General features: G+C 48.5%; 16 protein-coding genes. 4 read left to right on the top strand and 12 right to left on the bottom strand.

Annotation, left to right across the window (positions count from 1 at the left end; translation table 11 throughout):
* Positions 1 to 856: 856 nt before the first annotated feature.
* Positions 857 to 2,047, bottom strand: coding sequence for a Gfo/Idh/MocA family oxidoreductase (locus OXH00_18880; GenBank protein MCY3743087.1), 1,191 nt, complete (start codon positions 2,045 to 2,047; stop codon positions 857 to 859).
* A gap of 260 nt (positions 2,048 to 2,307) precedes the next feature.
* On the opposite strand from OXH00_18880, the gene OXH00_18875 reads away from it, so the two are divergent.
* Complete coding sequence (locus OXH00_18875; protein ID MCY3743086.1) at positions 2,308 to 2,961, top strand: hypothetical protein; 654 nt, start codon at positions 2,308 to 2,310, stop codon at positions 2,959 to 2,961.
* 94 nt (positions 2,962 to 3,055) lie between these two features.
* A complete protein-coding gene (locus OXH00_18870) occupies positions 3,056 to 5,002 on the top strand; it encodes a hypothetical protein (GenBank protein ID MCY3743085.1) in 1,947 nt (648 codons plus the stop codon).
* A gap of 71 nt (positions 5,003 to 5,073) precedes the next feature.
* On the opposite strand, the gene OXH00_18865 is transcribed toward OXH00_18870, so the two are convergent.
* The 8 genes from OXH00_18865 to OXH00_18830 form a co-directional block, all read right to left on the bottom strand.
* Positions 5,074 to 5,883, bottom strand: a complete 810-nt coding sequence (locus tag OXH00_18865; protein ID MCY3743084.1) for a sugar phosphate isomerase/epimerase — start codon at positions 5,881 to 5,883, stop codon at positions 5,074 to 5,076.
* Positions 5,873 to 7,111 (bottom strand): hypothetical protein, encoded by a 1,239-nt coding sequence (locus OXH00_18860; GenBank protein MCY3743083.1) that lies wholly within the window; start codon positions 7,109 to 7,111, stop codon positions 5,873 to 5,875. Before OXH00_18860 ends, OXH00_18865 begins: the two co-directional genes overlap by 11 nt.
* 24 nt (positions 7,112 to 7,135) lie before the next feature.
* Positions 7,136 to 8,515, bottom strand: coding sequence for a sulfatase (locus OXH00_18855; protein ID MCY3743082.1), 1,380 nt, complete (start codon positions 8,513 to 8,515; stop codon positions 7,136 to 7,138).
* 39 nt (positions 8,516 to 8,554) lie between these two features.
* The gene (locus OXH00_18850) at positions 8,555 to 8,869 is read right to left on the bottom strand and encodes a hypothetical protein (GenBank protein MCY3743081.1); all 315 of its coding nucleotides are present in this window, start codon (positions 8,867 to 8,869) and stop codon (positions 8,555 to 8,557) included.
* A gap of 18 nt (positions 8,870 to 8,887) precedes the next feature.
* A complete protein-coding gene (locus OXH00_18845; protein ID MCY3743080.1) occupies positions 8,888 to 9,757 on the bottom strand; it encodes a hypothetical protein in 870 nt (289 codons plus the stop codon).
* An 18-nt stretch (positions 9,758 to 9,775) separates the two neighbouring features.
* On the bottom strand, positions 9,776 to 10,696 hold the full coding sequence (locus OXH00_18840) for a hypothetical protein (protein ID MCY3743079.1): 921 nt from the start codon (positions 10,694 to 10,696) through the stop codon (positions 9,776 to 9,778).
* Positions 10,697 to 10,742: 46 nt separating this feature from the next.
* A complete protein-coding gene (locus OXH00_18835) occupies positions 10,743 to 11,351 on the bottom strand; it encodes a CDP-alcohol phosphatidyltransferase family protein (GenBank protein ID MCY3743078.1) in 609 nt (202 codons plus the stop codon).
* Positions 11,352 to 11,445: 94 nt separating this feature from the next.
* Positions 11,446 to 12,114: an LON peptidase substrate-binding domain-containing protein gene (locus OXH00_18830; GenBank protein ID MCY3743077.1), complete on the bottom strand. Its 669-nt coding sequence runs from the start codon at positions 12,112 to 12,114 to the stop codon at positions 11,446 to 11,448.
* 407 nt (positions 12,115 to 12,521) lie between these two features.
* On the opposite strand from OXH00_18830, the gene OXH00_18825 reads away from it, so the two are divergent.
* Positions 12,522 to 13,046: a hypothetical protein gene (locus OXH00_18825; protein ID MCY3743076.1), complete on the top strand. Its 525-nt coding sequence runs from the start codon at positions 12,522 to 12,524 to the stop codon at positions 13,044 to 13,046.
* Positions 13,027 to 14,220: a mandelate racemase/muconate lactonizing enzyme family protein gene (locus OXH00_18820; protein MCY3743075.1), complete on the top strand. Its 1,194-nt coding sequence runs from the start codon at positions 13,027 to 13,029 to the stop codon at positions 14,218 to 14,220. Before OXH00_18825 ends, OXH00_18820 begins: the two co-directional genes overlap by 20 nt.
* Positions 14,221 to 14,314: 94 nt before the next feature.
* On the opposite strand, the gene OXH00_18815 is transcribed toward OXH00_18820, so the two are convergent.
* The 3 genes from OXH00_18815 to OXH00_18805 form a co-directional block, all read right to left on the bottom strand.
* Entirely contained in the window at positions 14,315 to 16,870 is a 2,556-nt protein-coding gene (locus OXH00_18815) for a T9SS type A sorting domain-containing protein (GenBank protein ID MCY3743074.1), read from the bottom strand.
* A gap of 693 nt (positions 16,871 to 17,563) precedes the next feature.
* Positions 17,564 to 20,098, bottom strand: coding sequence for a T9SS type A sorting domain-containing protein (locus OXH00_18810; GenBank protein ID MCY3743073.1), 2,535 nt, complete (start codon positions 20,096 to 20,098; stop codon positions 17,564 to 17,566).
* Between the two features lie 198 nt (positions 20,099 to 20,296).
* A complete protein-coding gene (locus OXH00_18805) occupies positions 20,297 to 22,039 on the bottom strand; it encodes a cohesin domain-containing protein (protein ID MCY3743072.1) in 1,743 nt (580 codons plus the stop codon).
* Positions 22,040 to 22,099 lie beyond the last annotated feature (60 nt).

Here is a 22,099-nt window from a genome sequence, read left to right as displayed (position 1 = left end):
GCGTATCGATTTTTTTCATACCTATGAAATTATGATTTTAAGGTGCTGGTCGTTTTGCTTACGAACGCAGTGTTGGTGTGGGTTTACGGGCGTTTCTGTTTTTGGCACTTAAAATGTGTTACTATGAAATTTTTGTTGATTGGTCTAAGGTTATCGGAATGTGGTTGTCTCGCCTGTTGTTATCTGGGTCGGATGTGGTCCACTCCACAATAACTAAAGAGGGGTTTGGTTAAGTGGCGTGTCTCTTGACTGCTAACTGTGTACGAATTGGTCTGAATGCAGGTCGCATGAATCAACGGTATGAAGGTTCCCTATGGGCATTCCCCGGGGCGTGTACGCCGCAAAACCGAACCTACCGGCCTGGGGCCGCGCCAGTTATTTTTTCTAAAATTGACACTAATGGTGCGGTTCCAAACCGCCCCATAGGTGTCAATTTAGGGATATTTCTCGTTATTTCGTAGTAGCATCGCTACAAATGCTGCAGAAACACCCAAGCAAAAACCCCCTCTGGGGCTTAGGTCTTTGGGCGATGCACATTTCTACACAAATGCTGCAGAAACACCCAAGCAAATAAACCCTACGGGACTGAAGAGGTTTTGAAGCATTCAAGGTTTCTGCGTAGGATCCGGTTCGGTTGGGAAACCGAACCTACCGGACCTGGGGAAACGAGACGGTTGTTGTTCTAAAATTGACCCTTATGGTGCGGTTCCAAACCGCCCCTACTGGACCTGAGGGAAATCGGGATTACCGATTTAAACACTTAAACTTCATGAAACCCTGAAGAAACACCCAAGCAAAAACCCTGCAATGATTATACGGAAAACGTTTGAATTCTTTCACTCAACATGCTATGATATTAGCGACGTGGAAAGAAGGTATCAATTCCGGCTTCAATGTCTTCTATGGGATGTCCGTATTGTTGCTGATAACTTTCGTGGGTGCCATGCTCTGTTTCAGTTAACTCGGTGAGCGGAAAGACGATCGTTTCCTTACTGCGCTTGCCAGATTCGCCCATTGCGATGTTCATCTCTTGGTCCTGTCTACCGAGCACTGCGCCATATTCGGGTTCCGAATCGTTAAGTACAGCCGTGGCGATACTGAGCAGTTCATCTGCGACTGCGATCTGCCCCTCAGAAAGAGGGTAGTTCTTAAGTGGGTTTTCCCAAGTGACAGTCTTGTCTGGTAGTTCCAATGAGATATTCTCAATGACGTTAGTCCCATCCACATCAATTGTGGTGCGCTTCGGCTTGTAAGCGATACCTTTTGCACCAGATTGTAGTTCATCGGCGGGTGTCACATAGATATCTTCACCGACGATAGTGCCTTTGCTACCGTCAATCTGCGAAATCCCGGTTTGCCCGCGTCCCAAGGAACGCGCATGGATGACATTGGAGTACACCATAAGGGCTGTTGCGTTGTTGTCAAACTCAATAAACCCGAGGCTCCACCTTTCGCTGGTATGATGACGTTTCATCCTGTCAATGATCGGAATTACAGGCGTTGTCTGGGTGATACCGAGTGCTGACTTCGGTTCGCCACCGGCACGGAGACGGAGCATACTCATGCCGTGATAACCGCCTTCATAAAAGATCCGGTAGATACGAGCGACCTCGCCGATCACATCTGCTCGGATCACCTCGGATAAAAACCGTTCGCGTGGTGCCCGATAATAGTTTTCGGCTATCTCAAGTTTGACATTATTCGCCTTGGCACTTTCAATCATCAGATCCGCTGTAGGGAGTGTGACAGCAATAGGGGTTTCACAGAGAATGTGAACGCCAGCATCCGCCATAAAGCATGCGATTGCGTGGTGGGCGACACCCGGTACGGTAATATCAACGACATCAAGTGCTTCACGGGCGACGAGATCACGGACATTGGTGTAAGGGGTCGCGCCGTATTCTTTGGCATAGCGGGTTGCGGTCTCTTCGTCTATATCGCAAATCGCGACGAGGTTGTAGACCTCTTTGAGTTTCGCAATAACGGGTAGATGCGCTCCGCCGCCGCGTCGTCCTGCGCCAACTAAAGCGATATTGAGTTTGGACATGGAAGTCTCCTTAATTATCAGAAGTACTCAGTTGTCAGTTTGTACTGAAAATATCATTTTTGGAAAATTGTGTCAACGAAAATAGTTATCGGTTTTCAGTTGTCAGTTATCAGTAGATAAACGTGAAGCGTCTATTGTCTGAACCAGAATTTGCCGGCCGGATTAAAGGAAAGGCATTTGTGAAATCCCGTTAAAGAAACATGTTAGCCGTCATCGTTAAAGAACTCCGTTGCTATACTAATATCAGCAAATACCGACGTATGCAGTTAGTGATTTTATGTGGATTCGCACTGCTGCTGTTCGTTGGAATAGTTGAATTCGATGCGAATCAGACGCTTGATGTCGGACAACAGGCTTATAAACTTTGTATGATCCTCGTGTTCATTGCCCAATTTTGGGTGCCAAGGCATGCGGTCGAGGCTTGGCATATAGATAAAAACGGAACGAACAGAGCCTTACTTACGTTGTCACCATTGGCAAGTTGGAAAATCTTGGCAGGTAAATTGAGTGCTATTGTACTTTGGGCAATATGGGGTATCTGGTTAACGATCCCGCTGTTTGCCCTTTCAAGTTATACAGGTGGTTTGGCGGTTTCGCAATTGGCGAAATGTGGTGTGGTATTACTGGTGAGCTGCATCTTTTTTGCCCTTATCGGCATCAGTTTTGCATTATGTAATCCTCCGACGCGGGCAAAAGGTTTAAGTTACGGGCTGGTCTTGTTATTAACCTTTCTGCCGTTAGTTCCGATTCCGTTATTTGACGCAATTCCGGTGTTAGATGTGCTAAGTCCGCTGTGTGTGGCATTGTCCATCTTGAGTGCGGATCCAACGCATCTGTGGCTGTGGAATATTGGACTGTTTTGTGCGTTGTCCGTGCTGATTTTTCCGATCTTGATTAGGTTTTGCCGTATCTGAAATTGTAGGTAAAGTAGTATTTTTGTAAGTGTGATTACAAACCGCGTTTATAAGATAACGGTTGTAGAAATTCCAATATATCCTGAAAAAAGATATGGCGAACACATCAAAATATTCCCCAAATCTCCAAGAAACACCGCAGACTGGACATCCCGGTGTCACCTTTCGCGCGATTCTGATCGGCATCATCCTCATTCCGCCGAATACTTATTTTATTATGGCGAACCATCTGCGTTACTGGAGTACGCTGCCGACAACGATGTCGCTGATTTACAACGTAGTGGTGACACTGGTAGTGCTAACGAGCCTGAATTTTCTGGTCAAATGGCTTCTGCCTCGCTTCGCGCTCCGACAGGGAGAATTGCTCACAATCTACGTCATTCTCTCAATCTCTTCGGCGATCGCGGGACACGACATGATGCAGACCGTTGTGCCTGTCATCCCAAACGGTTTCTGGTTTGCTACTGCCGAAAACGAATGGCAACAACTTTTTTGGCGGTATCTACCGAGTTGGATGACGCTCAGCGATTTGTCGGTCTTACAAGATTTTTACGATGGCGATACCACTTTTTATGCCACGCGGTATCTGGCGGCTTGGTGGGAACCGATTTTATGGTGGACGATCTTTCTGTCCGTGGTTATTTGGGTGATGATATGCATTGATCTATTGCTTCGGAAGCAGTGGATCGAACGCGAACGGCTGACCTACCCAATCGTCCGTTTGCCGATAGAGATGACGTACTCAGACGGACGGCTCTTTAAAAACAAGATGCTGTGGGCAGGCTTCGCGATTGCAGCAAGCATTGATCTGATTAACGGCATCCACGCGTTTTTTCCAACCTTCCCGGAGATCCCTGTCCGAAAGGCAGACCTTAGCATCTATTTCACTGAAAAGCCGTGGAGTGCGATAGGCTGGACACCTGTTTATATACTATCATTCGGCGTGGGACTTGCGTTTTTAATGCCGTTAGAGATGTCCTTTTCGCTTTGGTTCTTTTACCTGTTCTGGAAAGGCGAGCGCGTTTTGGGGAGTGCGATGGGGTTACAGGTTTTGCCGGGATTCCCCTACGATGGACCGCAAGGGGTCGGGGCGTATCTGGCGATTGCCTGTTTTGGGCTCTACGGTGGACGTAAACATTTCTATGCGATGTTTAGAAATTTGACTGGAAAGAGGGGTGCGAATCTTCCACCTGAAATGCAAGATACAACAGATTACCGGTGGCCGCTGGCAGGATTAATAGGTGGCGTTCTTTTTCTGTTTATTTTTTCAAACCGCGGGGGGATGGCAATTTGGATGATCGCGTTGTATTTTGCTATCTATTATCTTCTGGCGTTAGGCATTACACGAGTGCGCGCGGAGGTTGGACCGCCGACACACGAGATGTTTGTGGCAAACCCACGGCAGTTTATTTTAGACGCGCTCGGTTCACGTATGATTCCACCACAGAGTTTAACGATGATGTCGCTGTATTACGCGTTCAATCGTGGTTATCGCGCCCATCCGATGCCACACACGTTGGAAGCATTTAAACTCGTGGAAGTCGCAGATATGCGTGCGAGGCGAATGGTAGTCGCTCTAATGTGCGGTGTTGTTTTCGGTATTCTCGCTTCATTTTGGGCGTACCTTGTGGTTTCCTACAATATCGGTGCGAATCCTGGGTTGGGCAACGGCGGCTATAACAGACTCCGATCCTGGCTCTATTATCCGACAGAGACGAACATCCCTGCGGTAACATTTATGGGTGTAGGGTTTCTGTTTACAGGGTTGTTATGGTGGCTGCGCACGCGTTTTCCGATGTTTCCGTTCCATCCCACTGGTTATGCAGTAGCGAGTAGTATGTGGACCTTCGGTTGGCTCTGGTTTTCGGTTTTTATTAGTTGGGGAATCAAACACCTCATCTTACGGTTCGGTGGCATCCGTCTCTACCATCGAGTGTTACCGCTCTTTTTGGGACTAATTCTTGGGCAATTCGTCGTAGGCGGCACGTGGGTGCTAATCCGGCTTATCTGGGGTGTGTCGGTTTATTCGTTTTATCGTTAATTTATATTTATACAAAGAGGGACAAGCTAACAGCATATCCTACAAAAGAGGGCATCCGATCATCAGTATATCTATAAATATCCAGCGAACTCATCTCGGACGCGGATTTTATCTGCATCGTTGCCGAAGCCGAGACTGAACCAACCGTCATAACCACGATTATTTAATTGGGTAAACAGATCCGCAAAATCGATCGTGCCTTCGCCGGGAACGAGATGGATTTCATACTCGCCTGTATTGTCGTTGAGGCGGACCTGACCGATGTTCTCTACGCCGAAAGCGTCTAAGAAGCCTTGCCAGCCTTCAGGCACGAGATGTCCGTGTGCGACATTGAATGCCCACTTGAAATATGGGGAACGGATTTCGTCGAAAAACCAGTGCGTTTCGGCGACGTTATGGGGAATGTAGTGGATTTCGGCGTGTTCCGGTTCTCGGTTGTGGTTCTCAAAGAAGATGATTATTTCCGATTGCTCTGCCCGCGCGACCAATCGTTGGATGCGCTCAATCGCAGCGTCTCGGCGTTGGGCGACATCACCGAAATGATAACCGCCATGCCCGATGAGCCAACCGCAACCGAGCCGCTGCGCGAGTTCCAAATTCGCATAGAGATAACTGTCAACGGCTTCAGACATGAGGGGTACATATTCGGCGTTATTAATTGCGGAAGATGGATGGATGCCGATAGCTATTTCATGCCTTTCGCACAGGTCGCGCACTGTACTGACACGCGCTGTGTCAAACGCAGCAATGTCATTCGGGGGGACATCGGCTTGGAAATCGATATATCTGAATCCGTTTTCTGCCGCCCATTGGATCGATGCCTCAATCGGTTTATGTTTTGGTGCATCAAATCCGAAGCGTTTTCTCGTATCATTCTGCAAACTCTCTGCCCTCCCGCCGGTCGGTTTCCCACTTTCGGTGCGTTGCGAAGAGTTTGACCTCAAAGGGGCGTATCCTTGTAGAAAACGACCCATCAGACACAGTGGTTTTCTCTTCACCGTAGAGTTCCATAAATTCGGTGCCGTTGAGGGCATCCAATCCGGCAACATCTACCCCCATGTGAGCATGTTCATCTTCATTGACGAGAACAATGAGCCAGTCGCGTCCGGTTCTACGCGCGGTAATACTCACCCCACGCATCGATACAGGTGGGGATATATCGGTGCGCCCATCATCAATGAGGCGCGCTGTGACATACCGTTCGACGGGTGCCGTGAGAAAGGGTTGAAGTGCAGCGAGTTCGCTTGTTAAGGCGTAAAGCGATTTCCGAAACCCCTCCTTCCCCTCAGACTTCATATAACTGGATCCCCAATACAAGATGCCTCTCGCACCGTGTGTGATGCAAGCATACGCCATCAGGCGCGATTCAGGAAAGGTCGGAAACGCTGTGATGTCGGTGTCGCCATCATCCAAATCGCTCCATGTAAATCCCTGAAGCACCATCCACACAGGTCTGCCTTTGCCGACCTGTCGCCATCTGTCGGTTGCGTCAGCAACCCGTATGGCGGGACGACCACTTGCCCGAATTGGATAATCGTCGCACCCAGTGATGTCCACAACGTCAATGTATTGTCGGACAAATTTCAGATCGCTATCGCGCGCCTCGTTGATCCAAATCTGTCGATTGTAAGGATCAACACTGCGGATGAATTCGATAGCCTCTCGCATCTTGGGCATAATCTCTGCAGCACGCCCCTCAGAGTATTCGATAGCGAGGGGTGTCTGCATCCACCACTCTCCTTTATTCGGGAACACAGCCATCTGGTCTTGCTTCCAGAGCCCACTGTAGGCGGTGAACCCCCACACAACCTCATCTGGTCCCTCCCACACAGCGAGCGCGGGATGCGCTGCAAGGGTTCGGATACGCTCCTGAAATTCGGGAGTCGCACCCGACTGAAGTCCCAATGGAACCCACCCCATCATTCCGTGTGCGTGTGCACGATCAAATGCCTCTACACTACCACACATAACAAGGTTAACGCCCGATTCTGCCATATCTCTGAACGCGGCATCCTCGGCAGGGTGTTCATAAAACCCGATTGGAAATAGCCGCTGCCCATTATCCCGCGTGAGAAATCCATCACCATGTCCGTAGAGCGTATCGTTCATAGCGAACCTCCGTTTCGTACGTCCTCACTTTAACAGGTGGTTCTCCCACCATGCGACGTAATCCGCATCGCTTATATCGTCTGAGAGTCCACGTTTTTCCATGCCCTGCTTGAAACTCTCTGCCATGTTTTCGTCCCAATACGTCGTAATCTCTGAGGATTCAGGGATTTCACCCCTATCACCCGTTTCAGTCATCCATGCATCAAGCTGCGCGGCGAGTTCGCTTCGGACGGTTTCATAATGCGGATCGGTCGCGAGATTATTTATTTCATACGGGTCCGCCTCCAGATCATATAATTCTTCGGGCGGACGCGTCTGTTTCGTGAAATGTTGTTGTGCAGGCGACAATGCATCGTTGGCAGCCAAAAGCGGTATCAAGCTCCAGAGCGGATACTGCTGTTTCTTGTAACCGTTGAACTGCATGTAGGGACGTTCGGGATGGTAATTTCGGATTAACTTATAGCGATGTGTCCGGATGCATCGGATTCTGTCATCTGTTCCATCACACCGGTCGCGTGCTGCAAAAATAGCGTCGCGCGATGCTGCGCCTCCACCGAGGAAGATTTGTCCCTGCATGAAATCGGGAATTTCAACGCCAGTAAGCGAAAGCGTTGTTGGTGCGAAATCTACACCGCTGATGAGTTCGTCACTGACAATACCAGCATTAACCTGTCCGGGCCATCGGACAATGAGTGGGATATGGATGCCTCCATCATAGAGGAATTGCTTACAACGAATATGCGCACGTCCGTGGTCGCTCATGAAGAAGATAATCGTATTCTCTGCGAGTCCTTCATCCTCAAGTCTCTGGAGGATTTGCCCGACTTTCCTATCTAAAATCTGGATACTTTCGAGATAAAGTGCCCAATCTTTTCGGATGAGCGGATGATCAGGATAGTAAGGTGGTAATTCAACGTCCTCTGGTGGGATAGGACGCTCAGGGTCGGGTTTAAAGACGCGGTGTGTGTCTGGGATGTTGATTTGCGCGTAAAACGGTTGACCCTCAGGACGTTCGGTCCAATCAATGCCGTCAAAAGGCTGTTCACGTTGAAAGTTGAAATCGGTTTTTCCGGGTCGGTTGTAGGGCGGTCCTGGGCTATTGCAGGTGAAATATCCGGCTTCGCGGAAGCAATCGGTGATGAGTTTCATATCCGCTTGCAAGGGCTTATCACGATTGCTGCGATGGTTGTGTGCATCAAAGTGTGTCTGATAAGTACCCGTAATGAGCGCGGAGCGACTCGGTGAACAGACGGGGCATGTGACGAAAGCGTTGGTAAAACGCGTACCCTCCGCTGCGAGTCGGTCAATGTTCGGTGTTTTCACGGCAGGTGTGCCGTAACAGCCGAGGTCCGGGGAGAGATCTTCGCCATAAATCCAGAGGACATTTGGTTGTTTTGTGGCCATAATTACTCCATTTCAGAAATTTCTACCCAAGGCCCGACATTAGAATACCTTTAAAACTGCCATGAGAACGCCTATGGCGGCTAATCCAACGCCAATTGCCCACTTGATCGCTCCAACCCCGCTTTCAATTCGGTCAAGGCGGCTTTCGACGCTACCAAGACGATTTTCGACGCTACCAAGACGATTTTCGACGCTATCAAGACGATTTTCGACGCTGTCAAAGCGTTGTTCAACAGCCTTGAGATCAGCCTTATCAGTTTTCTCATCAATTTTGGCTTCCAAGCGATCCAACCGGACATGGATCTGTTTTAACGTATGAATGAGGAGTTCGTTAAAGTTGTTGTTATCAGACATTGGTTTTCCTCTGCGTTGCTATGATGTGCCGTTAACGTTGTCCACGACATATCGGTCACGGAAGAGCGTCTGGCGAAGCGGTGGCATTTCAGCAAGGAGTTTTGGATGCGGTTTGTAAACCTTGGCGAACCCACTGTCAATAGGACTATAGAGATTGAAAACAGCGATTCTGTCATTTTCTGTATTTGTCCACGGGTTTGCGCTGTGGGTGAGTGCCTCCGTGAAGAAGAGCAGTGAACCTGGGGGACACCCATAAGTCGTCCAAATATCAGACTTAGGGTTTTGAATATCAGGAGGTGCTGTATAGACGGATTTATGGCTGCCGGTCACTAAAAGTGTGCCGCCTTGTCCTTTTTTGACTTCGTTGAGTTCCCATACAATCCGGGTGTGTGGACTGTAGCCTTTGCCAGGGAAAGCGTTGTAGTAGTGGACATCACCGGGGAAGCGGAGCAGCCCGTTGCCGTTATGCGGTCCGAATCCGCCCATACCGAGTGAACGATAAAAAAGGCTCGTGCTCTCAACAGAAAAGCCGTAGCATTCCGGACTCGTTACAGCTGGATGTGCGGTGAACTCATTGAGCAGGGAAACAACAAGTGGATGATCAATCAGTTTCTGAAGGGGGCCTCCGACAGGACTCCGTTCATACTCTGGAATAGACTCAGGATCGTGGTGCAGACGGTATCCGAAATCGCGCATTTCTTTGAGTTCGGATCCGGTAAAGACCTCTGGCACCAGAAACCAACCGTGGGTATCAAAAGCGTATCGCTGTTCTGGGGTTAACGCTGGGATTGGCAAACCGTCAGCATTTTCGGTAGGGAATTCGCAGACATCGGGTGGCAACAGTGCCCCGAGCCATGGCTGCTGATTTTTGTCCGTCTGTTTTTCCATTTGATTCTCCTCGTGCCGTTAGACTTCTGCGGGATAGGCGGATGTGCGCTGCCCAAAATCTCCATTGATAACGTTGCCCCCTGCATAAGTTTCTCGAAAGAGCGTCTGTCGTTTGGGCGGCATTGCCTCAAGCAACTGCGGATGGGGCAGCCAATTCGACCAGCGGCTCGCCACGGTATTGTATAGATTTGAGATGCTAACCTGATCCGTGCCACGCGGTTGTATCTGTGTCTGCGTCATAGATTCTGTGAGCAGAAAGAGAGAACCCGGTGGGCATTGGTACGTTTCCCAGAGCGGTGAATCAAGACGCTGCACTGCCTCTGGTATCGGATATGCAGCTTTGTGGCTTCCGGTGATAAATCGGATACCGTTGGTTTCTGAAGTAACACCGGTCAATTCCCATATAGCGCGTGTCAACCCGCTCCAACCGCGTCCAGGTACACACCGGTAGAGATGAGAGTCCCCGGGTAAACGAAACAAACCGTTTCCTTTGTGGCGGATGGATTGGTTTTGAGATTCGGGTGCTGCGTTCCTGAAAGATAAAGTTGCTTCTTCGAGTCGAAATCCGTAGCAATCCTCACTTGCAGCAGGCGGATACGCCAAAAACTCGTTAAGTAGCCCGACAACAACGGGATGGTCAGCGAGTTTCTGGAGTGGTCCGCCGAGTGCGCCCCGTTCGGGTTCTGGAATATGCTCTGGCATCTCGTGCAGGCGTTGACAGAATTCGCGCATCTCGGCGATGTCAGCATCCGACAAGACGCTCGGAATTAGGAGCCAACCGTTGCGATCAAAATCATATTTCTGTTTCTGCGTCGGAATAGTAACAGGAACACCATCAGCGTTGGTGGTTGTCAATTCATCAGGCTCAACCTCAACGGCACTCCCCAAGTTTTTGTTAACAACAAAGGGTTTTCTCGTTGCGAGTTCTTTGTAAGCCATGAGAGGGTTTTCTCCGTTAAATATTACGTGGATGTGGCAGGGTTCATTAATTCTGGGTTTCTTCTAATACGCGAAACATGTGGTGCGCATAACTCACGGTTGAAATACCGACAAATACGAGTGCCAAACAGAGACTATAAAATTCTATATTGTTGGGTAAGTGGAGCATTATCGGTCGTAGTAGATAAAACATCACAGCAACAGATAAAAAGAAACTGGTGCATTTACCCCACAAATTAGATCGGGTAATCATCTTCGCCTTATATGCCAACACAGCATTGCCGAGGACGATCAAGACATCCCGGGTAACAACGGTAGCAAACGCCCAATGCGGGAACTCCGACTCCGATAGTACAAGGGCGAAAATTCCGGCGGAGATAGCGAGTTTGTCTGCGACAGGATCTAATATATAGCCGAGTTCACTGTGTTGCTTTAAACGTCGCGCGAAAAACCCGTCTAACAGGTCGGTTATAACAGCGATACCGCCACAAATGATAGCGAATACCCATTGTGCCCGGTAAATGAAGTAAAAGATGAAAGGCACCGTACCGAGTCGAAAAATCGATAGGATATTGCTAACATATAAAAAATGCTGACGTGTAATCTGGATTGACCGGGTTTCGGTAAATTGATGAACGGGAGCCTTTAGTGTCATTATGTTATTACGTTATAGATATGTTTTTTAATGTAGGAGCAAGCGCGTCAATACTGGAAGTCTGTCAACTTCCTGCGACACGATCACAACGATTTTAATTGTTGCGCGCTGTTAATTGAAAGGCGATCCGTCGATTTTGATCTGTCAGAATTTCGATTTCGCGTGTGAGGAGCTGCTCTAACGGAATTGTTTCTAACAAATTTTGTTTTTCTTCAAGCGAAATACGCAGGCGTATGCCGATCTGGTAGGCGAGTTCCCGCGGATCGTCTGGTTGTTCTTCCGGCGGATGCCATGCAAAAATCAAGCGACTGGATAACGCTTCGTAAGCCTCATACAATTCTTCAGTCCGCGTGGTAAGTGATTCTGACACCGCCTCAATCTCTGCGTCGGGGTCATCTAACATTCGGACTCGACCGGTGAGATAGGAGAGATGCTCCTGAATTTCAAGAATTTGAAACCTGTACTCACCAGCAGTGATAATGTTCATGCGGCCGTCGTCTAAATTCTCAACGTGAAGAATACGGGCAGCTGTACCGACTTCGTAGGGAGTAGCGGCTTCGCCTACCTCTTCTCCTTCTTTTATAAGAACAACGCCGAACTCAGACTCATGCTCTAAGCAGAATTTGATCATCGTGCGGTAACGCGGTTCAAAAATCCGTAGCGGCAAAAACCCGCCGGGGAACAAGACTGCCTGTAACGGAAAAAGCGGAATCTGTCGTTCATAAGAGGTTTGATTGTTTGATAAAACTTCGGCGTTCCGCATGTGAAACTCCCCTTTGTCCTGATGTCGAATGTACAAGATGGACTTATTTTTGTGCTGGATATAATTAAAGCGCGCCCACGTTTTTAGCAGATTTAATAGATACCTATTCCCAGTCACAACCTTGTATATATTCTTGCACAAAATGCGCGATTCGTCAAGGGTTTTTATGAGGAATAGTTATCAGTTGTCAGTTTTCGGTTATCAGTAACCAGCAGTCAGCAATCAGCTGGCGGCGGTTAGCCGTCAGCAGTTTGAGTTTCGCAACCGAATGTCTTGACATTCAGGCGGGTTTCCGTTATAATTCATCAGAGAAACTCGTTTAAATGGGAAATGAGGGCATTTAACTGAAACGGGTATTCGCGTATGTTTTCCGCATGTCACGAATATCACAACGATTGGAGAAGACCGTGAATTCAGAAAAGTTGGGAAACGCTTTAGCAAAATCTAAAGACATCGCCATCAACCTTTTGGGAAACATACTCTACCGGACACGGGTAGAACCCATTCGTGATGAAGACGGTATAAAGGGTCTAAAAGCGCGTTGGATAGGCGACCCCGGGGAAAACGCGATCGAGATTAACACGCCGTCAGGAAGTGCTGATATTACAATAGATGCTGATACAGCACCGACGATTGAGTATGCTCAAGATGGCGAGAGACGGACAGTGGCTGTCAAACATATTAAGAACCTTTCATGCGAGCTCAGTCAAGAAACTGTGGATCGGATAGCGACCCCAAGAGGTGCGGCAATCGCGATGTGCATCGGCGCGGGCGCCGGTTTGTTTGGATGGTTTCTTATCTCAACGGCGCGCGCCCTCTCCGTTCAACGCGTTCAACAAATAGACGCTACAATCGCCCCGATTGTTTATAGAGGAGACAACGCGCAATCGGAAGAGGATACACCGGAAGCAAATGAAGATCACGGCAGTTGATCCGTTCTATCTACGGATGCCTAACATCACGACAGCAGCGGACGGAACGCAGGATACACTCCTGGTGCGAATCCGCACGGATACAGGGCTTGAAGGTTGGGGTGAATGCGATGCCTCACCGTTGGTTAGCCTCGCTGTCTATTGTTGCCCGATGTCGCACGGTAATATTATTAACATTCGTACTTCTCTAATTGGCGAGACACTTGATGGTCCTGATGATGTCCCTCGACTCAGTGAAAAGGTGCTGCGGAACGGGTTGGACATCCAACAGATAGAACACGCTTACAGCGGTGCAGAAATTGCGTTGTGGGATGCTATTGGACAGCAGTTAGAGAAACCCGTTTACCGCCTGCTTGCGGAGATGTCTGACACTTCTGACATCGCACACCCCAAACTACCTTACGCGTCTGTTCTTTTTGGTGATACACCAGAGGCGACTTACCGTATTGCGGTAGAGTTGCGCAAACAGGGGTATCGTGCTGCAAAGTTTGGTTGGGGTCCGATGGGTAAATTCGGCGAGGCAAACGACATTGCTCTTGTGCAAGCGGCACGTGAAGGGATGGGAGCAGGGGCACAGATTATGATTGATGCTGGCGTTGTCTGGGGGACTGACCATGAAACCGCCTATCAACGCGCCGAGGCGTTTGCGCAATTTTCGCCGACATGGTTGGAGGAACCTCTTGCGCCTGATGCGATTGATGCTTATGGCGCGCTCACCCAAAAACATCCGAGCGTCCCGATTGCCGCCGGTGAAGGATCCAATACCTACCGAATGGCGGAAGACTTAATCACGCATGGTGGTATCCAGTTTGTGCAGATCGATGCCGGACGTATCGGTGGAATTATGCCTTCTTTTGAGGTGCGTCAACTTGCGGAGCGGCGCGGGATACAGTACGTCAATCACACGTTTAAGAGTCACTTGAGCCTCGCTGCAGCACTTCATGTTTTTGCAACAAATCCTGATTTCGATTTATTAGAATATCCGGCAGCGGGTTCGGAATTGTCGCAGTGTTTGGTAACGGAGCCATTTCCTGTTGAATCTGATGGCATGGTTCGGGTGAGAGCACTTCCCGGACTCGGCGTGAAAGTGGATACGGAAGCCATCCGCCCCTATGTGGCTCCAGTACGGATTGAGGTGGGGACAGATACGGTTTTTGAACAGGGAAATCTGTAGACGATTTTGCGGATTTATTTGGTCTGGAAAAATGTTTAGGGGTTGGCATACTTCGTGAGCATGCCAACCCCTAATTCATGGTCAGGTAAAAAGGTTACTTCCGGATCAGCATCTTTCGGGTGGCGGTGAAATCGCCTGCGGTGAGTGCGTAGAAGTAGATTCCACTTGCGACGGGTTCACCGAGTTCGTTTCTGCCGTCCCAGTATGCGGCGCGGCTGCGGCTCTGATATGTCCCCGCCGGTTGATGCCCTAACGTCAAGGTTCGGACGACTGCTCCATTAGCTGCATAGATGGTCAATGACACTTCTGCAGGAGCCGCTAACTGATACGGTATCCATGTCTCAGGATTGAACGGGTTGGGGTAGTTGGCAAGCAGCACCGTTGTTTGCGGTATCAAAGTCTCCAGTATCTGTTCCAACACCTGAATGCCGCGTTGATATGAAACCAGATCCGATGCTGAGGTTTGGATACTTTGTACCCCTTCTCGTTTCGCGAGACTTAGCCACTGCTCGACTTGCACCGCTGACAGCGATTGGACAGAAGGCGCGCCTGCAGCATTTCCGAGGGCATTCGCAGCCATGACGAGATCCTGAATGTTGACCTCACCGTCTCCGTTCAGGTCAGCACCATTCTCACCAGCTTCCCCGACACTCGCTGCAATCAGCACTATATCTTGGATATTAACCATCCCATCGCCGTTAAGGTCGCCCACGATTCCGGTGGCAACCATTACGTCGGGAAATGCCCATAAGAGGACTGTGCCATCAAAACTTCCACTTGCGATTGTACTGCCATCAGGGCTGACTGCGACACCTGTGATGGAATACGTATGTCCGTCAAGTGTTCTCAGCTGTTCGCCCGTGGCAATGTTCCACAAACGGATGGTTCTGTCGTAACTTCCACTGACAAGAACTTTAGCATCAGGACTAAAAACAATACTTGTAGCATTTGCGGGGAGGTCTGTAGGCACGTCGCCTGTCAATTCTTCTGATGCATCTACCGGTATCTCGCGATCAATAGGTCTACGAAATGTCTGTAGAAGTTCAGCGGTAGCAACATCCCATAAGGAGACGGTGTCGCCGCCACCACTGGCAAGCATGGTGCCATCAGGACTGAATGCAACTGCCCAGACATCATCTTCGTGTTCGCTGATGGTGTGTATGGCATCGCGTGTTTCGAGATCCCACAAGATAATCTTATCGTCACGACTTCCACTGGCAAGCATGGTGCCATCGGGGCTAAATGCGAGCGTCTCAACCCCTGCCTCATGCTCCCACAACCCACCGATGTACTGACCTGCGGCAACATCCCATAAACGGATGCTATCGTCCTCACTACCGCTCGCCAAGATGCTCCCATCTGGACTGAACGCAAGACTTATCAGATAGGAATAATGTCCTCTGAGTGTCTTTATGTGTTCGCCCGTAATAGCATCCCATAAACGGACGGTATTGTCTTGACTTCCACTTGCGAGCGTTCTGCCGTCAGGTGCGAAGACAACAACGTCAACATCATCTTGGTGTCCAATGAGGGTATGCCGAAGTTTGCCGGTGTCAGCGTCCCAAAGGCGGATGGTTTTGTCCCAACTCCGAGTGGCAAGGATACTGCCATCAGCATTAAATGTAACACTCAGGACAGCATCCGTGTGTCCCGTGATGGTTTTCAAATGTCTGCCCGTGACAGGTTCCCAGAAACGGATAGAGGCATCCCAGGCACCCGTCGCGAGGGTATTTCCATCGGGTGTGAAAGCAATACTATAGACATCAGCGGTGTGTGCAGTGATTGTGTGTAGGAGATCGCCTGTGTTAGCATCCCACAATCGGACGGTATCGTCTTCACCGGCACTCGCGAGCAGACTGCCGTCAGGACTATACTTCATATCGTAGATATGCGATGTATGTCGAGTGAGCGTCTGCTTAACCGTCCATGTAGCGGTATCCCATAAATGGATAACGGCATTCAAATCACCGCTTGCGAGGGTGGCACCATCAGGACTGAGTACAACACTGGCGACGTTATCACGATGTTCTTCAAGCGTTTGCTGCAGTGTCCCGGTAGCAACATCCCATATACCGATGGTATCGTCGCGACTCGCGCTGATGAGCGTGCTACCATCACCACTGAAAACAAGGCTATTGACACCTCCGGTATGGCCCTCAAGCGTTTGCAGGAGTTCGCCGGTTTCAGGATTCCATAGGCGGATCGTATTATCTCTGCTGCCACTGGCGAGGATGGATCCATCAGGGCTGAAAACAAGACTGCGGACACTCCTTCTGTGTTCAGCAAGGGTGTGCAAAACTTCACCGGTTTCAGAATTCCACAAGTGGATGCTGCCATTCGCACTTCCACCGGCGACTATGTTTCCATCAGGGGAATACGCCAGTGCTGAAATGCCATATCCGTGTCCGGGAAAGAGGGTAATTTCTTCATCAGTTGCAGTGTCATAAATCCAAACGCCGAGGGTCCCTGCAGCGGCGAGCCGTGTGCTATCTGGGGAATACTGAATTTCATATAACCAGCCTTTGCCGAGTCGCGCTGTGGCACCTTCGGGCAGATGCCATTGCGGTGAATCTTGGGCAAAACTATTGTAAGCGAAAAATAGAGCTGTCAAACAGAAAATGGTTAATATGGAAAAAAATGTAGTTTTCATGTATTTCCTTTCTATTAATAGAACTTACGCGCTGCTTCTTAAAGTCCTCCTGATGAGGGGATTTAGAGGTTAAAAGTATAGAAAATACCGTTTTTTGGGGTCCAAATGTCCGATATTTGCTCAGTTTGCGTAAGTCCTGTATTAGTTGCTGACTTAGGCAACCGGAATTTAGGGGTATCTCATAAATATTTAATAATGATTTTCTATACATCACCGGTCAGTTCCATCCAAGTTTCCTTTTCTGGATATCTCACAGTTTACCAGAGATGTTTCTTTTTTAAAGACTTGCGATAACGCTATTCAACATCTATGAGATCGGTTGCAGTGGGTCCATAATATCATAAATCCTTTTTTTTAATCAAGTCTTTAAGGGTAGAAAAACCTGTCTGCAGCAAGGATTTATAGAGTCAGTCATACCAGCACATTTCTGTTGAAATTGTTAAAATATATACATGACCGGTTTGATACGATTTCTTGAAGATTTATCCGTAAATGGGCACTGAAATATGGAACTCGTCCGATACAACCTTATCCATGAGGGGGTTGTAAATACTGTAGAAATCAAGTTTTGGAAGTCACAATCAGCATAGTATCAATGGGGAAACAAAAGTAGGGCGGGTACAAGACCCACCCTACACTCAAAAATCAAGAAACGGATACCCACAAGATCATTCGTAAAATGGAAGGAGAAAATTATTTTCGTATCAGCATCTTCCGTGTGGCAGTAAAATCGCCTGCTGTAAGCGTATAGAAATAGACACCACTTGCGGCAGATTCACCGAGTGTGTTTTTGCCATCCCAATACGCTGCACGGCTACGAGATTCATAGATACCCATAGGTTGATGCCCTAATGTGAGCGTCCGAACCAAATGCCCATCAATGGAATAGATAGAAATGCTGACGGCTGTGGGTTCCGCTAACCGATACGGGATCCATGTCTCTGGGTTAAACGGATTTGGGTAGTTGGGTAAGAGTGTTGTTTCTTGTGGTGTCAATGCAGCAAGAAGTTGCTCCAACACGAAGATACCGCGCTGAAAAGTCGGATCTGTGAGATTCATCTGCCGTGCTTCATGCAGCCACTGTTGCACCTCTACGCGTGTCAGCAAGGGAGTCAGATCGTTATACGATATAGAAGGTGCAGCTGCACCTTTACCTAATGCGCCGGCAACTAAAACAAGGTCTTGGATGTTCACGACACCGTCCTCATTGACATCCGCAATGTTTTTCCCCGTTTGTCCCAAGTTAGAGCCAATTATCACCAAATCTTGGATGTTCACGACATGATCCCCGTTCACGTCTTCGACGTGTTCCGGTAGAGCGGTCGTGTCGATTGGAAATCTTTCGTCTATAAAATTGCCATTCATATCTATAACCCGAAGCACTACAGTGTCATTGTCCGATGTGAATTCCGTTGTGATAAATTCGGCAGCCGTGCTGGTGTCATTTAAGGATTCACACTCAAGTATGTATTCATCTAAGTGGTCATGGTTCTCAAAGTAGTCTCTACCTGCAAAGTAGTCTTCCTTTAAATTTGTAGCAAGTAGTCGGGCTTGCTGAAGACCATCGGGATCCGTTACTGTAAACCGGAGACGGATGCCCTCTGGGTCAGCTGCGCGAGGGGGCCACATTTGAATCGTTGTCGGTGCGTTGTAGAAGACCGTTCCGCTGTTGAAGTAGCGATGCACATCTAACCACTTAGCAGTACAGGCAGAGGAAACCATCAGATCAGAGGAAGCCTGCCTATACTCTTCTCCCCCTAAATCTATCGCGAGGTCTGAATGGTCGCGGTAATCGTGTTGCAATCCAAAAGCGTGTCCAAATTCATGGACTGCCAGCCAATGTCCGTAATCGCTGTCCAAACATTCTTCAGAGGCGATGAGATTTACGACGCCGCCATGATCCCAACTCCCACCCGTACCACAGTGAAGACCATCAAGAATTTCGCTGAAATCCATAAAAGCGGCATAGATATTTTTTGTCGGGTCGAATCCTGCGTCTCTAATTTCGTCCCAAACTTTCCACTTGTCGTTGTTATTGTAATACGTGTCCGTGAACCCACCTGTTATATGATGGACCACTGCCTTACCGTTTTCATCAGTTTCATACTTAAAGGTTTTTCTACCGTACCCGCGTACTTCCATCATGTCAGCATAAAATTTCTGGACACCTTTGATCCACATCTCTATTTTGAAATCTATATCCGACTGAGGGTTCCGGTCGCTTGGCAGAAAGTAAATGAGACGCACTATGTCTGATGGTGGTCGTGAATTTAAAAGGGTTTCGATATCCTGAACGTAAAGCGTTCCGTCATAGCTTGCGCTACTTGCGAGTGTGTTTCCGTCGGCTGAAAATGCAACTTCCCTCACCCAACGATTGTGATCTATTAAAGAGATAAGCTTTTCACCAGTTTCAACCGACCAAAGATCTATGCCTAACGCTGCACTCGCCAGTGTTTTACCATCTGGCGAAAAAGCGAGGTCATGAATCGAAGCATATACGCTAATTCTACCGAAAACTGACCAATCCGACACAGACCATAGAGTGACGTTCCCGTCGTGTCCAGCATCCACAAAGATTCTGCTGTCGGGTGAAAACGCTATGTCCCCGATCCACTTGACATCTCCAGTGAGGTCGGTAACAGATTGCTTCGTCGCAACATCCCAAATCTTGATTTTCTTTCCCTCTCCATATATGGTGGCGAGGTAACCTCCATTCGGAGAAAAAATCACTGCGTATACCCAGTCCTCATGTTGGAACGTGTGGCTGACAGTGTTGTCCGAGAGATCCCATAATTTTACAGTCTGATATCCGGCAGTTGCGAGGGTTGTTCCGTCGGGCGAAAAGGCTACAGAAGTAACTGTCGATGGCGGTTGGTTGGCAATGGGAATATGTTCAAGCGTGGCGGTGTTTTCCTGATCTGAAACACGCCACAACTTACAGGTCTTATCATCACTGCCACTGGCGAGGGTTGTTCCGTCTGGTGAAAATGCCACAACAATGACTTTATCCGTATGTCCGGTGAACGTTGTGGCGGTGTGAGTATCTAAATCCCAGAGTTTAATCGTGTTGTCATCACTGGCACTGACAACAAGAGAACTATCCACTGGTGAGAATTCTACCGATTGGATAGGACTGAGATGCTGAAGAATAGCGACATCTTCTGCAAAAGTGAAGGAGGCAAAAGGCAATAAAGCGATCATTGTAACAAATAAACGTATGAATGGCATTTTAAAATTCCTCCTTTGATGAGTTTCGATTTGTGCCCTAAAGTGTTATGTTATAATCAACCTCTATCTGGAATTGAGGAAGCTTTCTGAAAATTGAATAGCTATGGGAAGTTTGCTTTTGAAGTGAAGGATAAGGCTTAATGCAAAGACGCAACGGATCTCCGCTGTGTCTTTGCATCTATTTTGTTGGTTTCAGGATTACTTCAGAATCAGCATGCGGCGGGTTGCTGAGAACTCACCTGCTTGGAGATGATAGAAATAGACGCCAGAAGCGACACGCTCATTGAGATTATTTCTGCCATCCCAATATGCAGCCTCGGAACGGCTACGATAGTAGCCTGCTGCCTGATGCCCCAAGTCGAGGGAACGCACAACACTACCCATTACATCGTAGAGAGTGATACGAACAACAGCAGCTTCGCTAAGTTGGTAAGGCATCCACGTTTCCGGGTTGAACGGATTTGGATAGTTCGGCAATAGCATTGTCTGTGTTGGGGTTGATACCGCGAGGAGTTGTTCAAGTACCAGAATCCCGCGCTGGAAAGTGGGATCTGTCAAGTTAATCTGCCGTGCTTCACGCAGCCACTGTTGTAAGTTCGCCTTTGTCAGTGGTTGCTCTAATTCGCCGTCCCACACGGCGGGGGCACCAGCACTTTCTCCCAAGTGCCCTGCAACAAATACGAGATCCGTAATATTGACAATACCATCACCCGTGACATCGGCAGCGATATTCTCTCCAAACTGCCCGAAACTTGTCGTAACCGCCACCAAATCCTGAATGTTGACGATTCCATCACCATTGACATCCCCTTCTAATCTTGTTATTTCCGCCCCCTGCACACGTGGACGCAAGCTTATACTTAACTCATTGGTCAACAGCGTATCCAACAAGTCCACCATGGAAGGTTTGACCTCCACCACTTCAAACGTCAGTGTGGCGAGCGTGCCATCCCCACTGCTCCCATCTGTGAGAGACGTTGCGGCCAAGGTCACGGTATCATCTATAACAATCGCTGGTACAGCTAAAGCATTTGCCGGTAGATAATCGGCGTTTTCACTTGAAGCATACTTGAGTGCAGTGGGATCAAACTTCACAGTTACCTGATAGCCTGCCACGTTTTCACCACCTGTGATATTGAAAGACAGTACCAATTGTTCGCCGACAGCCGGAGATTTTACTGAAGCGGGTGAGATACTTACAATTGAACTGGTAGTCCCCGATTGCATCTGTGAAATGATTTCAGGTTCACTGAGGACACGATTCCAGAGCCGAATCTCGTCAATTAGCCCAAGGAAATGCCGGTCAGGATTTTCAGGCGGTTCCGTATCATGTGTGTTTCCTATTAGGACTGACGCTTGGTCCACTTTACCGGGGAGCAGGACCTCAAAGGGAATGCTGCCAGCATCTTTACCATTTATCCAATAGCGTTTTACGCCATCACCGACTTGTGCGACCACATGTTGCCACTCGTTGAGTGAGAATTGTTTTTCACTCCTGTCGTTGATTTGCGGGCCAGTCGTACTCAACTGTATGCCTCCACCAACCTCGGTGTAGAGACTATAAGATCTATTCTTGTTGTCCTTTGCAATGATGCCCTGCCAGTCTGCACCATCCGGCCCGTTATATCGCGGCGTATAAATCCACGCCATCACAGTGACACCCGTTCTCACGTTAAGACTGTCATGGTGAGGAACCTCAACCCAAGTATCTTCGCCGTTAAATTCTAATGCTTTACCGAATTTACCATCAACCAACGCAGGTGAACCAGCTATTGTGCCATGATTTCCATATTGCGAAGTATCCATCACTGTGCCGTCATCTGCTACTTCATCAAAGGAAAGGGAAAGGATGAGCGATGGATCTCCATACGCAAATGTACTAATAGCCCAAAAACTGATAGCAACGACAGATATTATAACACTTTGAAATCTGTGTTCCATTTTCTACTCCTTACACCAAAAGTGAATGGGGCAATTTATTTTTGACATGTTATTTTTCGT

It is taken from the genome of Candidatus Poribacteria bacterium (assembly GCA_026706025.1).
Lineage (GTDB): Bacteria > Poribacteria > WGA-4E > WGA-4E > WGA-3G > WGA-3G.
This window is presented reverse-complemented; position numbering and strand designations above follow the sequence as displayed.

Coding starts and splice junctions, on each gene's coding strand:
- OXH00_18880 (MCY3743087.1), bottom strand. CDS start 2,047: ATGTCCAAACTCAATATCGCTTTAGTTGGCGCAGGACGACGCGGCGGC.
- OXH00_18875 (MCY3743086.1), top strand. CDS start 2,308: ATGCAGTTAGTGATTTTATGTGGATTCGCACTGCTGCTGTTCGTTGGA.
- OXH00_18870 (MCY3743085.1), top strand. CDS start 3,056: ATGGCGAACACATCAAAATATTCCCCAAATCTCCAAGAAACACCGCAG.
- OXH00_18860 (MCY3743083.1), bottom strand. CDS start 7,111: ATGAACGATACGCTCTACGGACATGGTGATGGATTTCTCACGCGGGAT.
- OXH00_18855 (MCY3743082.1), bottom strand. CDS start 8,515: ATGGCCACAAAACAACCAAATGTCCTCTGGATTTATGGCGAAGATCTC.
- OXH00_18850 (MCY3743081.1), bottom strand. CDS start 8,869: ATGTCTGATAACAACAACTTTAACGAACTCCTCATTCATACGTTAAAA.
- OXH00_18845 (MCY3743080.1), bottom strand. CDS start 9,757: ATGGAAAAACAGACGGACAAAAATCAGCAGCCATGGCTCGGGGCACTG.
- OXH00_18840 (MCY3743079.1), bottom strand. CDS start 10,696: ATGGCTTACAAAGAACTCGCAACGAGAAAACCCTTTGTTGTTAACAAA.
- OXH00_18835 (MCY3743078.1), bottom strand. CDS start 11,351: ATGACACTAAAGGCTCCCGTTCATCAATTTACCGAAACCCGGTCAATC.
- OXH00_18830 (MCY3743077.1), bottom strand. CDS start 12,114: ATGCGGAACGCCGAAGTTTTATCAAACAATCAAACCTCTTATGAACGA.
- OXH00_18820 (MCY3743075.1), top strand. CDS start 13,027: ATGAAGATCACGGCAGTTGATCCGTTCTATCTACGGATGCCTAACATC.
- OXH00_18815 (MCY3743074.1), bottom strand. CDS start 16,870: ATGAAAACTACATTTTTTTCCATATTAACCATTTTCTGTTTGACAGCT.
- OXH00_18810 (MCY3743073.1), bottom strand. CDS start 20,098: ATGCCATTCATACGTTTATTTGTTACAATGATCGCTTTATTGCCTTTT.
- OXH00_18805 (MCY3743072.1), bottom strand. CDS start 22,039: ATGGAACACAGATTTCAAAGTGTTATAATATCTGTCGTTGCTATCAGT.